The organism is Mesorhizobium sp. WSM4815 (genome assembly GCF_055811575.1).
The window spans coordinates 226463-238912 of the sequence record NZ_JBVVQS010000099.1; the positions used below are offsets into that span (position 1 = coordinate 226463).

General features: G+C 63.0%; 12 protein-coding genes. 7 read left to right on the plus strand and 5 right to left on the minus strand.

Translation table 11 applies throughout. The features are described from left to right. The first annotated feature begins 177 nt into the window (after positions 1 to 177). The 3 genes from ykgO (at position 178) to AC0L2B_RS24360 (ending at position 2256) form a co-directional block, all read left to right on the plus strand. Positions 178 to 303 (plus strand): type B 50S ribosomal protein L36, encoded by a 126-nt coding sequence (ykgO, locus tag AC0L2B_RS24350; protein WP_006327841.1) that lies wholly within the window; start codon positions 178 to 180, stop codon positions 301 to 303. Between the two features lie 219 nt (positions 304 to 522). Continuing rightward, on the plus strand, positions 523 to 1107 hold the full coding sequence (locus AC0L2B_RS24355; RefSeq protein WP_473747114.1) for a tetratricopeptide repeat protein: 585 nt from the start codon (positions 523 to 525) through the stop codon (positions 1105 to 1107). An 81-nt stretch (positions 1108 to 1188) separates the two neighbouring features. Then, entirely contained in the window at positions 1189 to 2256 is a 1068-nt protein-coding gene (locus AC0L2B_RS24360; RefSeq protein WP_473747116.1) for an alpha/beta fold hydrolase, read from the plus strand. A 38-nt stretch (positions 2257 to 2294) separates the two neighbouring features. Here AC0L2B_RS24360 and pyk read toward each other — a convergent pair whose 3' ends face one another. Together pyk and AC0L2B_RS24370 are read right to left on the minus strand one after the other, a co-directional pair. Continuing rightward, positions 2295 to 3731, minus strand: a complete 1437-nt coding sequence (gene pyk, locus AC0L2B_RS24365) for a pyruvate kinase (protein ID WP_023797023.1) — start codon at positions 3729 to 3731, stop codon at positions 2295 to 2297. After that, on the minus strand, positions 3728 to 4216 hold the full coding sequence (locus AC0L2B_RS24370; protein WP_023797022.1) for a DUF1036 domain-containing protein: 489 nt from the start codon (positions 4214 to 4216) through the stop codon (positions 3728 to 3730). The genes pyk and AC0L2B_RS24370 overlap by 4 nt, the downstream gene beginning before the upstream one ends. A 246-nt stretch (positions 4217 to 4462) precedes the next feature. Here AC0L2B_RS24370 and AC0L2B_RS24375 point away from each other — a divergent pair, with 246 nt between their 5' ends. From AC0L2B_RS24375 to AC0L2B_RS24385, 3 genes are all read left to right on the plus strand, one after another. Continuing rightward, the gene (locus tag AC0L2B_RS24375; protein WP_473747117.1) at positions 4463 to 5260 is read left to right on the plus strand and encodes an N-formylglutamate amidohydrolase; all 798 of its coding nucleotides are present in this window, start codon (positions 4463 to 4465) and stop codon (positions 5258 to 5260) included. Positions 5261 to 5275: 15 nt separating this feature from the next. Next, positions 5276 to 5584 carry a DUF1244 domain-containing protein gene (locus tag AC0L2B_RS24380; protein WP_023797020.1) on the plus strand — a complete coding sequence of 103 codons (309 nt, stop codon included), beginning with the start codon at positions 5276 to 5278 and terminating at the stop codon, positions 5582 to 5584. A gap of 195 nt (positions 5585 to 5779) precedes the next feature. Next, the gene (locus AC0L2B_RS24385; protein WP_473747118.1) at positions 5780 to 6976 is read left to right on the plus strand and encodes an MFS transporter; all 1197 of its coding nucleotides are present in this window, start codon (positions 5780 to 5782) and stop codon (positions 6974 to 6976) included. Here the strand turns inward: AC0L2B_RS24385 and AC0L2B_RS24390 are convergent. Beyond that, a complete protein-coding gene (locus AC0L2B_RS24390) occupies positions 6934 to 7845 on the minus strand; it encodes a LysR family transcriptional regulator (protein WP_091593342.1) in 912 nt (303 codons plus the stop codon). The two genes, AC0L2B_RS24385 and AC0L2B_RS24390, sit on opposite strands and share 43 nt — an antisense overlap. Positions 7846 to 7939: 94 nt before the next feature. Between AC0L2B_RS24390 and AC0L2B_RS24395 the strand changes: the two genes are divergently transcribed. Further along, complete coding sequence (locus AC0L2B_RS24395) at positions 7940 to 8899, plus strand: NAD-dependent epimerase/dehydratase family protein (RefSeq protein ID WP_473747119.1); 960 nt, start codon at positions 7940 to 7942, stop codon at positions 8897 to 8899. Positions 8900 to 9016: 117 nt separating this feature from the next. On the opposite strand, the gene AC0L2B_RS24400 is transcribed toward AC0L2B_RS24395, so the two are convergent. Further along, positions 9017 to 9175: a DUF3309 family protein gene (locus tag AC0L2B_RS24400; protein ID WP_091593346.1), complete on the minus strand. Its 159-nt coding sequence runs from the start codon at positions 9173 to 9175 to the stop codon at positions 9017 to 9019. A 98-nt stretch (positions 9176 to 9273) separates the two neighbouring features. Beyond that, on the minus strand, positions 9274 to 12450 hold the full coding sequence (locus tag AC0L2B_RS24405) for an efflux RND transporter permease subunit (protein WP_473747120.1): 3177 nt from the start codon (positions 12448 to 12450) through the stop codon (positions 9274 to 9276).

Sequence of the window (12450 nt, forward strand, 5' to 3'; positions counted from 1 at the left end):
CACTTTTGCGCGACATGCATTGATGCCGTCGATAGGGCAGAAACTCAAACTCCGCCACATGCTTGGTTGACACGGGCAAGGCTCCTCGTTTATGAGCCACGCACAAGTTGAGAGGCGCGCTTTCCGAGCGCGCCTTAATAATTCGGCCCAAGCGGGCCCAGACCGACGGGCAAGACCATGAAGATCAAGAATTCGCTCAAGGCGCTCAAGGCGCGTCACCGCGACAACCAGCTGGTTCGCCGCAAGGGCCGCGTGTACATCATCAACAAGACCGCTCCGCGCTACAAGGCGCGCCAGGGCTGAGCCTTTTCGCGTTGGGGCGGCCTGCCTCAGCGCCTGCATGATGTACCGCATCGACCCAAAAATCGGAATCGATTTTCGGAAAACACGATGCGAGGAGTTCAAAATGCTGGAGCGTCCTTTACGCGTCCAAAACGACGCGTGGCGCTCTAATACCGGCCTGCCGGCCCTTTCACGCTAAATTCAGTTTGACGATCCGTTGTCCGGGGTTAGATTCCGGTCATGCGGATTCATTTTGCATTCTTCGCGGCGCTTTTTCTTTTCGGTGTCGCCCCGCTTCCGGCTCAGGCGGAAGACCCGGTCACCCCTCCGGTTGCCACGACCAGGGAGGAAAGGCTCGACCAGCTGTTTGTCGACCTGAAGCGCGAGCGCAATGAAAAAGCCGCCGAGCGCATCGCGGCGCGCATCTCGCACGAGTGGTCGCAATCCGGCAGCGCCTCGATCGACCTGATGATGCAATGGTCGCAAAAAGCGGCCGAAGACAAGAAGTTCGACGTAGCGCTCGACTTCCTCGACCAGGTGGTGACGTTGCAACCGGCCTATGCCGAAGGCTGGAACCGGCGCGCCACCGTACATTTCATGATGAATAACTTTGGGAAATCGATGGCGGACATCGACCGCACGCTGCAGCTCGAGCCGCGCCATTTTGGCGCGCTGTCCGGCCTGGCGCAGATCATGGCGGTAACCGGCCACAAGCAGTCGGCGCTGGAAGCCTGGCAGCGCGTGCTCAGCATCTATCCGATGATGCGCAGTGCCCAGGAACAGGTCGGCACGCTTTCCGAAGAACTTGCCGGCGAAGGGATATGAGGTTGGCGGACAATTCCACTTGAGTGAAAGTCTTTTTAGCTAGACTGTGAACTAATTTCGCTCCGATCCGTACCTCTCTCCATGAACCCGATCTACGCCGCGCTCGCCTTCCTCCTGGCGCTTGTGTTCACCCTTGCAGGTGTCACCCGCGCCGGTTCATGGCTGATCGAGCGCCGCAATCCGCCGATCGGCGACTTCGCGGATATAAACGGTGCCCGCATCCACTACGTTCACATTCCGGCCGGGGAAAACGCCGAACTGCCGCCGATCGTCTTTATCCACGGCGCCAGCGCCAATCTCAGGGATCAGATGCTGCCGTTGAGGCCCTTGCTGGAAGGCCGTGCCGAGATGCTGTTCTTCGACCGCCCGGGTGCAGGCTGGTCGGCGCGCGGCCCCGGCAACAACGAGACCCCATCGGCACAGGCCAGCACCATCGCAGCGCTGATGGACCATCTCGGCATCAGGAAAGCCATCATCGCCGGCCATTCCTTCGGCGGCTCGGTGACCACCGCCTTCGGCCGCGAGCATCCCGACAAGACGCTCGGCCTGGTGTTCATGGCGCCTGCCACCCATCCCTGGCCGGGCGGCGCGACCGCCTGGTACTACAATTTGACGACCATCCCGATCGCCGGTCGGCTTTTTTCCGAAACGCTGACCTATCCGTCGGGAACGCTGCAGATGAATGCCGCCACCGCCTGCGTCTTTGCCCCCAATAAGGTGCCGGACTTCTATGTCGCCGAGGTCGCGATCCCGCTGGTGCTTCGGCCGAACGCCTTTCGTGCCAACGCCACCGATGTCGCCGGGCTTTATCGCTACACGCTCGATGCCGCACCGCACTACCGCGATATCAAGGCGCCGACTGTGGTCATCTCGGGCGACCGCGACAAGGTGGTCTATGCAACGATCCATTCGGTCGGCCTCGTCCGCGATATCGCCGGGGCCGAACTGGTCTGGGTCCGCAATCTCGGCCACAAGCCAGACTGGATAGCACCCGATCTCGTTGTCGGCGCGATCGAAAAGGTCGCCGGCAGGGACGTGGACCTCCAGGCAATGGCGAAGGCCGTGGAAATCAGGATTGCCGGCGACACCTACGGTGCCGGCAAATGCGCCGACATCAAAGCGCCGGACGCCGAACTCGCGCCAATTTAGAGCAACCTCGCCGAAATCATTCGAAGCGACGGCCAAGCCTAGCGGCGGGCCTGCACGTCCGATCCGACATAGGCGATGCGCAGCATGTTGGTGGAGCCGGGCGTCCTCAACGGCACGCCGGCGGTGATGATGACCCGGTCGCCGGGCTTGCCGAACCCCTCGTCCAAAGCGATGCGGCAGGCGCGGTCGACCATGTCGTCTAGGTCGATGGCGTCGGGCGAGACGACGCAATGCGTGCCCCACAAAAGCGATAGCCGCCGCGCCGTGTTGACGATCGGCGACAGGGCGACGATCGGCACCTGCGGCCGCTCGCGCGCGGCGCGCAGGCCGGTCGTGCCGGACGCCGTATAGCTGATGATCGCCGACAGTTTCAGCGTCTCGGCGATTTCGCGGGCGGCAAGCGAAATGGCGTCGGCGCCGGTCGCTTCCGGCTCCGAGCGCTGCGCATTGATGATGCCGGCATAGGTCGGGTCGGTTTCGACCTTGCTGGCGATGCGGTTCATCATCGCCACCGCCTCGACCGGGTAAGCGCCGGCCGCGGATTCGGCCGAGAGCATGATGGCGTCGGCGCCTTCGAACACGGCGATCGAGACGTCCGACACCTCGGCGCGGGTCGGCACCGGCGCGGTGATCATCGATTCCAGCATCTGCGTGGCGATCACCACCGGCTTGCCGGCGCGGCGCGCGGCGCGGGTGATCTGCTTCTGGATGCCGGGCACGGCTTCGAGCGGCATTTCGACGCCGAGATCGCCGCGGGCTACCATCAGTGCGTCCGAAAGTTCGATGATCTCGGCCAGCCTGGCGACGGCTTGCGGCTTTTCGATCTTGGCCATGATCAGCGCCCGGCCGCGCGCGATCTTGCGCGCTTCCGCCAGATCCTCCGGCCGCTGCACGAACGACAGCGCCACCCAGTCGACGCCGGTGGCCAGCACAGCATCGAGATCGCTGCGGTCCTTTTCGGTCAGCGCGCCGACCGGCAGGTCGGTGTCGGGCAGGCTGACGCCCTTCTTGTCGGAGATGCTGGTGCCGGCGACGACGGTGCAGACGATCGCCTGTCCGTCGCTCTCCACCGCCTTCAGCTCGAGTTTGCCGTCGTCGATCAAAAGACGGTGACCGGCCTCGACCGATCTCAGGATTTCCGGATGGGGCAGATAGACCCTGGTCGAGTTGCCGGGCTCGGGATTGTCGTCGAGCGTGAAAGTCTGGCCGAGTGTCAGCGTCTCCTTGCCGTTGGCAAACTTGCCGACCCGAAGCTTGGGTCCCTGCAGGTCGGCGAGAATGCCGATCGGCCGGCCGACCGCTTTCTCGACAGTGCGGATGCGACCGACAAGTGTGCGCATCAATTCATGATCGGTGTGGCTCATATTGATGCGAAACACGTCGGCGCCGGCTTCGAAAAGCTTCTTCAGCATGTCCTCGGAGGAGGAGGCCGGACCGATGGTGGCGAGTATCTTGACCTTGCGGCTGCGTCTCATTGACTGTTTGTTCCCGGGGCGGCTGGAACGCCCCCCGTTGCGGGGTCATCGGTCAGCTGGACCATCCAGCTTGCCTGCTCGCCCGTGTCATATTCCTGGAATCCGGCGCGCTGGAAGCCCCGGGCGACGCAATCGCTAACGCCGGCGATCTTGAACTCTTTTTCGGCCACGCACATGTTGATCGGACCATCCCAGCGCCCGCCGCGTTCGGCGTCTTCTGCATAAAGATAGTAAAATCTTGATGACAGCGGCCCTTCGATCAACGTCTTGCAGCTCGATCCCTCGATGTGCCACCAGCCTTCGGTGATCCAGCCGGCCTTGGCGCGATAGCCGATGCCGACGCCGACCAGGTTCTGCGTGGCGTTGCAGACACGGAAATCGGCGCGCGCCGGCGAGGCAGCAACCATCGCGGCGAGGCCCACAGCGAAGGTCAGGAACGGCATGGCGAAGGCATAGCGCACACGCGGCCTGCCGGCGGAACCCATCCTGAATCCTCTCAAGAACCACATTTGCATCTCTCAACGCCCCTTTTCGGAAAAGTCCGGGCGCATGTCAACGCGCCCTTTTGCTCAATTCCAATCGATTTAGAAAGGCCTCTAGCGCACGGTCAGTCGCCTTCCGCCAGATTTCCGCAGAAACCGTGGCCAAACGACGGCATTGCGTAATCGTCCCCTTCGTGGAATGAGGATACCATCCTCCCCCGAAGCCAGCGAACAGACCATTTCCCGCCGATGACCCGATCCACAGTTTTCGCGCCTTTCGACGTCGTCGAAGGCGACCGCAAGCGAGGCATCGTGCTCCTGGCCGATCACGCCCGTCGCGACCTGCCGGAAGAGTATGGCAGCCTTGGCCTGCCGGCGGCGGAATTCGACCGCCATATCGCCTACGACATCGGTGTCGAAATGGTGACGCGCGAACTGGCCGCTTTGCTCGGCGTGCCGGCGGTACTCGCCAATTTTTCGCGGCTTCTGATCGATCCCAATCGCGGCGAAGACGATCCGACATTGATCCGCCAACTCTATGACGGCACCGTCATTTCGGGGAATTATCCACTTACTTTGAAAGAACGTGAAAGGCGGCTCGACCGCTTCTATCGACCCTATCACGATGCGGTCGGCGCCATGATCGCCTCGGTGGCGCAGGCTTGCGCAAGCGCCCCCTTTATCCTTTCGGTGCATTCCTTCACCCCGTTCATGCAGGGGGTCGTGCGCCCTTGGCGTGTTGGCATCTTGTGGGATCGCGACGACCGGGTGGCGCGACCGCTGATCGACATGCTCGCCGAGGACAAAAGCCTTATCGTCGGCGACAATGAGCCCTACGACGGCGCGCTGCGCGGCGACACCATGTTCAGACATGCCATCGTCAACGGATTTGCCCATGCGCTGATGGAAATCCGTCAGGACCTGATCGCCGATCGGCAGGATGCGGTCGCCTGGGCCGAACGGCTGGCGCCGATCGTTGACGCGATCAATCGCCGTCCCGATATACATCGGGTCAAACGATTCGGCTCGCGCACCGGGCCGCTCTAAGGAGGCCAAGAACACATGACCGAACTCAGCGACGAGCAGAAACGCGATTTCGAAGCCGCCGCCTTCCGCCGGCTGGTCGCGCATCTGCGTGAACGCACTGACGTGCAGAACATCGACCTGATGAATCTCGCCGGCTTCTGCCGCAACTGCCTGTCCAACTGGTATCGCGACGCCGCTGAGGCCGAGGGTGTCGATCTCAGCAAGGACCAGTCGCGCGAGATCATCTACGGCATGCCCTATGCCGAATGGCAGGCGCTCAACCAGACCGACGCCTCCAATGCCAAGAAGGCCGAGTTCGAGGCAAGACGCCCCAGGGATCACTGAGACCACGATCCCGAAAAGTGGAAACCGGTTTTCGGACAAGATCGTGGTCGAACAAAGCTCGACCAGGTCTGCATCATCAACCTGGGTTCAAGCGAGCCGTTTGGCCCAAGCACTTTTCAAGAACGAGCCCTTGACTGCAAATTGAATCGATCTAATTTGCCGCGCGAAGCTATTTTTCGCATCGGATTCTACACGATGGACACGCTAAACCGCATGCAGACCGCCATTCGTGGGCGATGGGCCGTGGCGGCCATCTTCCTGGCCAATGGCTTTCTGACCGGCGCATGGGCGCCGCAGATCCCTGTGGTGCTGACCCGGCTGGATATCAGCAAGTTCACGCTTGGCCTGCTGATCCTGCTGTTCGGTGCCGGCGCGGTCACAGCGATGACTTGGTGCGGCCACCTGATCTCCAGGCATGGGTCGCGCACCGTGCTGCGTTGGTTCGGCCTCATCGGCAGCTTCGGCCTGCTGGTTGTGGCGCTGGCTCCAAACGTGCCGCTGGCGGCCATCGCCATGTTCATCTTTGGCGGTTCGATCGGCGGCATGGATGTCGCCATGAACGCCAATGCGGTCACGGTGGAACGGCGCTTGTCCCGGGCCATCATGTCGTCCTCGCACGGCTTCTGGAGCCTTGGCGGTTTCGCCGGCGGCGCTCTCGGTGGCCTCGCCATCCAGAATTACGGTCATCTCGCCCATGCGACGGTGGTGACGGCGCTCGCTTTCGCCGTGATTGCAGTGGCAGTCCGCTACCTGATTGCCGAGGACAAGCCGCCCCAAGCGTCCTCGGGGGTAATCGGGCATCGCAAGTTCGCGCTGCCTGGAAATCCGCTGGTCTATCTGGTCGGGCTGATGGCGCTGATGACGATGATCTCCGAGGGTGCGGTGCTCGACTGGGCAGCGCTTTACCTGCAACAGGAACTCGGCACCGACCTCGCCGTAGCTGGTTTGGCCTACGCTGCTTTTTCCGGCGTCATGGCCGTCATGCGCTTCGTTGGCGACGGCGTCCGTAACCGTTTCGGAGCCGTGACGACACTGCGCGTCTCGGCGCTTGTCGCCGCCGCCGGCATGCTGGTGGCCGGACTGGCGCCCTCGCCCTGGCTCGCCATCTCAGCTTTTGCCTTTTGCGGCTTCGGCATCGCCAATATGGTGCCGATCCTGTTTTCGGCCGGCGGCAACCAGGAAGGCATGTCGTCCGGCACCGGCATGAGCGTCGTCACCACAATGGGCTATTCCGGCATTCTGGTGGCGCCGTCGGCAATCGGCTTCATCGCCGAGCATTCAAGCTTCGGTCCGATCTTCGTCGCTTTGTCGGGACTGCTGGTCGTCATATTCTTGATGGCCGGGCTCGCTCACCGCGCCGAATTCGCGCCTGACGCGGCCCCGGCCGAATAGCGCTTCAACTCCTCATAGAGGAAATCCGCGACACGGCGGATGCGCACGCTGGTGCGCACGTCGCGGTGCATGGCCAGCCATACCGGCAGCGTCGGCAGCCCGAGGCCCGGCAGCACTGTCTCCACCAGCGGATCGCGGTCGGCCAGCGGCTCCTGGCCAAAGCCGATGCCGTTTCCCGACCGCACCGCCTCCCACAGCACAATTTGGTTGTCGGTTCTGAAACGGAAGGCATTGCGGGTGAGCGGGACACCGAATTGGGCAAAGCCGCGAATGATCTCATCGCTGCGGTCGAAGCCGATCAGGTCGTGGCCGGCAAGATCGCCGGGTTCGCGCGGACGGCCACGCCGGTCGAGATAGGATTTTGCCGCGCAGGCGCGGAGCGGAATGTCTGCCACCTTGCGCGCCACCAGTTCGTTCTGGGCCGGCTTGACCATGCGGATAGCGATGTCGGCATCGCGGCGCAAAAGATTCTCGACCTGGTTCGACGCGACGATCTCGACCTCGATGCCGGGCTCCTCGGCGCCCAGCCGCGCCGTCATCTCTGGCAGGACATAGGCCGCCACCACCTCGCTGGCGGCAATGCGCACCGTGCCCTCGATCGCCTCGACCGATCCCAGCGCCAACAGCGAAAAGGCGCTCGCCTGCTCGCTCACCGCCCGGCCGCGTTCATAGAGCGTACTGCCGGCTTCTGTCAGGGCGTAGCCGCGCCGCCCGCGCCGGAACAGGGTGACGCCGAGCGCCTGCTCCAGCTCGGCGATATGGCGGCCGAGCGTCGGCTGGCTTGCAGCCAGCTTGCGCGCGGCAGCGGACAGGCTGCCGGTTTCCGCCACGGTGACGAAACTCTTGATCAGATTCCAGTCGATTTCCATTCAAAACTGAATATCATGTCGCCAGATTCAGTCAATTTCCATTCGTTTGCGGGCGGATCATATTGTGACCGTAACGCAAACACGGAAACGAAACATGACCAAGATCGCAATTCTGGGTGCCAATGGCCGGCTCGGCCGCGTGGTTTCCAAGGCCTTCATCGACGCCGGCTATGATGTCCGCGCCATCACCCGCAACGGCAAGATACCGGCAGAACTCACCGGCGCCACAGCCGTCGCCGGCGACGGGCTCGATCGCGAAGCGCTTATCCGCGCCACCGAAGGCGTCGACATCATCTTCAACGGTCTCAACCCGATCTACACCGACTGGGGCAAGTGCCTGCCGATGGCCGAGAACGTCATGGCCGCGTGCCGGGCGAACCATGCATTGCACCTCGCTCCCGGCAGCGTTTACAATTACGGCTCGCCGATGCCGGCGGTCATCACCGAAGACACGCCATTCCACCCGACGACGGAAAAGGGCCGCATCCGCGTCGCCATGGAAGACCTCTTTCGCCGCGAGGCCGAAGCCGGCCGAGTGCGCACCATTCTGCTGCGAGCCGGCGATTTCTTCGGCGGCACCGGCACCGGATCGTGGTTCGATCTGATGGTGGCCGCCAAGATGGACAAGGGCGTCTATACCGCCCCCGGGCCGGCCGATCTCCTACATGAATGGGCCTATCTGCCTGATATGGCCAAGGCTTTCGTCGGACTGACTGAGAATCTCGAAAAGCTCGGCACCTACGAGGCGCTGAACTTTCCCGGCCACCCCGTTACCGATCTGGAGATCAAGGCCGCAGCGGAGCAGGCGCTCGGGCGCGCGTTGAAACTGACGTCGATGCCGTGGTGGATGTTGCGCGCCGGCAGTCCGTTCGTGGCGATGTGGCGCGAGCTCGTCTCGATGTCCTATCTCCGCTTCGAGCCACACCAGTTGGTCTCGGCAAGACTGGAAGGCATCCTCGGCACGATCCCGCATACGCCGCTGGATAGGGCGGTGGCAGAAGCCCTCGATGATATCGGTGTGGCCACGATTGATGGCGTTTCGAAAGCTGCCTGAAAACGTGCGTTTCGAACCGAAGGCTCGGAAAGGACCATGCGCAAAATCAAATGCTACAGCGCTGTGAGTCCAAAAGGACGCGCAGCGCTGTAGCATTCGTGCACACCAAACTCCGGGTCAAATCCTGCCCATCAGCAGCAACACCAGCAGCACGATCAGGATGACGCCGACGATGCCGGAGGGACCATAACCCCAGGAACGCGAATGAGGCCATGCCGGCACCGCGCCGATCAGAATGAGGATCAGAATGATGATGAGAATGGTGCTGAGCGTCATGAGAAACTCCCCGCGTTGAGGCATTGCATGACAGGACAATGCAAAAGGCCGCTGGGTTGTTCCCGGCGGCCTTTTCTACCTGGGCTGAAGGGAGCGACCTATTCGGCGGCCTTCGGGAAGTCGATCGCCGGCTCGTCGAGCAAGCCCGGCCCTGCGGAGGTCTCCATAGTCGCATCGGCTGGCGTTCCGCGCCGGAACACCCGACGGAAGAATGCATAGAAGCGGCTGTTCTTGCTACGCGTGAACACCATCAGCATCGACGGTGTCACCACCAGAGTCAGCAAGGTGGCGAAGGACAGGCCGAAGACGATCGCCGAGGACAGTGAAATCCACCATTGCGTCGACGGCGCGTTGATCGTCGTCTCGTGATGGAAGATTTCGAGACCGAGGCCGAAAGCGATCGGCAGCACGCCGAGGATCGCCGACACCGCCGTCAGCACCACCGGGCGGGCACGTTCGCGGCAAGTCTGCAGCACGGCGTCCATCTTGTCCCAGCCCTCTTCGCGCAGCCGGTCGTAGGTGTCGATCAGCACGATGTTGTTGTTCACCACCACGCCGGCCAGCGCGATGACGCCGATGCCCGACATGACGATGCCGAACGCCTCTCCAGTCAACAGCAATCCCAGGAACACGCCGACGGTCGCCATGACCACGCAGGACAGCACCAGCCAGACGCTGGTGAACTTGTTGAACTGCATCAGAAGCACCAGGAAGATCAGGAAGATCGCCGCGCCAAAGGCCTTGCTGAGGAAAGCGCTGGCCTCGGCGCTGTCCTCGTTCGAGCCGGCAAGCTTCCAGCGTATGCCGCTGCCGAGATCCACTTCGGCGACAGCCTGGCTGACCTGCTGCTGGACAGAAGCGACCTGCTCGCCGGCGGCGACATTGGCCTGGACGACCACGGTGCGCGCGCCGTCGATGCGGTTGAGGATGCCGACGGTCGGCTCGGGCTTGCGCACGACGAAATTCGAGATCGGCACCGACCCTTGCGACGTCTGCACCCTGAGGTCGTCGAGGGTCGACAGCGTGCGCCGGTCCTCGGGCAGGCGCAGCCTGATGTCGACGGCGTCGTCAGCACCGGCCGGCCGGTATTCGCTGAGCTTCAGCCCGTTCGTCACCAGTTGCACCACCGTGCCGACCGAGGTCGGGCTGATGCCGTATTGCGCCGCCTTGGCGCGATCGACGTCGAGCGCCCAGTCGACGCCGGGCGGCGGCAGGCCGTCGGAAATGTCGATGACGCCGGGCACCTTGGCAATGCGTGCGGCGACGGCGCGCGCCTTGTCGTCGAGACCTTTCGGGTCGACGGCTGACAGCCTGATCTGGATCGGCTTGCCGGTGGGCGGGCCGGCCTCGGGCACGCGAACCTCGACGTCGACGCCGGGAATGCCGGCCATGACGCCGCGCAGCTCGTCCAGGATGGCGTTCGCCGATTTGCGCTCGCGCCAGTCGACGAACTCGTACTGGATCACGCCGACCACGTCTTCAGGAATGTCCTGGCCGCCGCCTTGCGTCTTGCCGACACGGGTATAGACCGATTTCACGCCCGGCCAGCCGAGAAGCCGGTTTTCCGCGGTCGTTGTGGCGGCATCCATTTCGGCGAGCGAAAGGTTGCCGCGGGCGTGCACGTAGAGCAGACCGTAGTCAGGCTCGACATTCGGGAAGAACTCGACGCCGGCGCCGTATTTCGAATAGGCAAAGCCGACACCGAACAAGAGGCCGACGGTGAGCAGAAGCACGGTGATGGGAAAGCGCACCGCCTGCTTGACCACCGCCATGTACCAGCCGTCGCGGTTGTCGCTCTCGTGATGCGGCGGCGCCTTGGCGAACAAGGCGCCCAGCGCCGGTGCAAAGACCAGTGCATAGAGCATCGAGGCCGAGAGCGTGACGATCAGCGTGATCGGCATGTATTTCATGAAGTCGCCGATGATGCCCGGCCAGAACAGCAGCGGCGAAAAGGCGGCGATGCGCGTCATCGTCGCGGCGATGACCGGACCGGCCATGCGCTTGGCGGCAAGCGCGAACGCCTCTGCCTTAGGCATGCCTTCGCTCATCCGCCGCTCGGCGAATTCGGTGACGATGATGGCGTCGTCGACCAGCATGCCGACCGCCAGGATGAGGCTGAACAGCACGATCATGTTGATCGTGTAGCCCATCATGGCCAACAGCAGGATGCCGATCAGGAAGGACGATGGAATGGCGAGGCCGATCAGCAGCGAGGCGCGGCCCGACAGCGCGTAGAGAATGACGATGAACACCAGGATCACGGCGATCATGACGTGGTTCTGCAGATCGCCGAGCAACTGGTTGACGAACACCGATTTGTCCTGCGTGTAGGTGACGTGCATGCCTTCCGGCATGGTCTTTATGAAGGCATCGGACACGGCCCTCACCTGGGCGATCGTGTCGATCAGGTTGGAGCCGATGCGCTTCTTCACCTCGATGGCGATCGCCGGCTTGCCGTCGAGACGGGTCACCGTCTCGGCGTCCTTGAAGGTGGAGCGGACGGTGGCGATATCCTGGGCCTGCACCACTGCATTGGGGCCGGCGACGATCGGAAGCGCCGCCACGTCCTGTGGCGTTTCGATCAGCGACGGCACCTTGACGGCGTATTTGCCCTCGGACCCTTCGATGTTGCCGGCGGCGACAAGACTGTTGGAATCGCCTACCGCACCGATCAGCTGCTCGAGCTGCAGCCCGTAGGAAGACAGTTTCATCGGATCGATGACGACTTCGACGAGATCGTCGCGGGCGCCCTGCAGCGAGCCCTCCAGCACGCCCGGTACTTCCTCGATGCGGTCGCGCAACTCGCGCGCCGCCGTCGTCAGAACGCGCTCGGGCACTTCGCCCGACAGCGTCACGACAAGGACGGGGAATTCGGAGACGTTGACTTCGGAGACCACAGGCTCCTCGGCTGCCTGCGGCAGGTCGGCCTTGCCGTCCTGGACCTTGCTGCGCGTGTCCTGCAGCGCCGTCGCCAGATCCGTCTGCGGGTGGAATTCGACCAGCACATAACCGCCGCCCTGGAAGGCGGCCGAACGCATCTCCTTGAGCCCCTTGAGGCTCTTCAGCTTGGCTTCCATCGGCCGCAGCAGAAGGCGTTCCGAATCCTCGGGCGAGATGCCCTGATAGATCAGGCTGACATACATCATCGGAATCGGAACGTCGGGTTCCGCTTCCTTCGGTGTCGACTGATAGGCGACCGCACCGGCAAGGATGAGGAACACCAGCACCGAAATGGTCAGCCTGGCATTGCTGATTGCGAGTTTGACGATATCCAT

Excerpts from the sequence above, each read along its gene's own strand:
- ykgO (WP_006327841.1), top strand. The coding sequence starts at position 178 with ATGAAGATCAAGAATTCGCTCAAGGCGCTCAAGGCGCGTCACCGCGAC.
- AC0L2B_RS24355 (WP_473747114.1), top strand. The coding sequence starts at position 523 with ATGCGGATTCATTTTGCATTCTTCGCGGCGCTTTTTCTTTTCGGTGTC.
- AC0L2B_RS24380 (WP_023797020.1), top strand. The coding sequence starts at position 5,276 with ATGACCGAACTCAGCGACGAGCAGAAACGCGATTTCGAAGCCGCCGCC.
- AC0L2B_RS24370 (WP_023797022.1), bottom strand. The coding sequence starts at position 4,216 with ATGGGTTCCGCCGGCAGGCCGCGTGTGCGCTATGCCTTCGCCATGCCG.
- AC0L2B_RS24390 (WP_091593342.1), bottom strand. The coding sequence starts at position 7,845 with ATGGAAATCGACTGGAATCTGATCAAGAGTTTCGTCACCGTGGCGGAA.
- AC0L2B_RS24360 (WP_473747116.1), top strand. The coding sequence starts at position 1,189 with ATGAACCCGATCTACGCCGCGCTCGCCTTCCTCCTGGCGCTTGTGTTC.
- AC0L2B_RS24400 (WP_091593346.1), bottom strand. The coding sequence starts at position 9,175 with ATGACGCTCAGCACCATTCTCATCATCATTCTGATCCTCATTCTGATC.
- AC0L2B_RS24375 (WP_473747117.1), top strand. The coding sequence starts at position 4,463 with ATGACCCGATCCACAGTTTTCGCGCCTTTCGACGTCGTCGAAGGCGAC.
- AC0L2B_RS24405 (WP_473747120.1), bottom strand. The coding sequence starts at position 12,450 with ATGGATATCGTCAAACTCGCAATCAGCAATGCCAGGCTGACCATTTCG.
- AC0L2B_RS24385 (WP_473747118.1), top strand. The coding sequence starts at position 5,780 with ATGGACACGCTAAACCGCATGCAGACCGCCATTCGTGGGCGATGGGCC.
- AC0L2B_RS24395 (WP_473747119.1), top strand. The coding sequence starts at position 7,940 with ATGACCAAGATCGCAATTCTGGGTGCCAATGGCCGGCTCGGCCGCGTG.
- pyk (WP_023797023.1), bottom strand. The coding sequence starts at position 3,731 with ATGAGACGCAGCCGCAAGGTCAAGATACTCGCCACCATCGGTCCGGCC.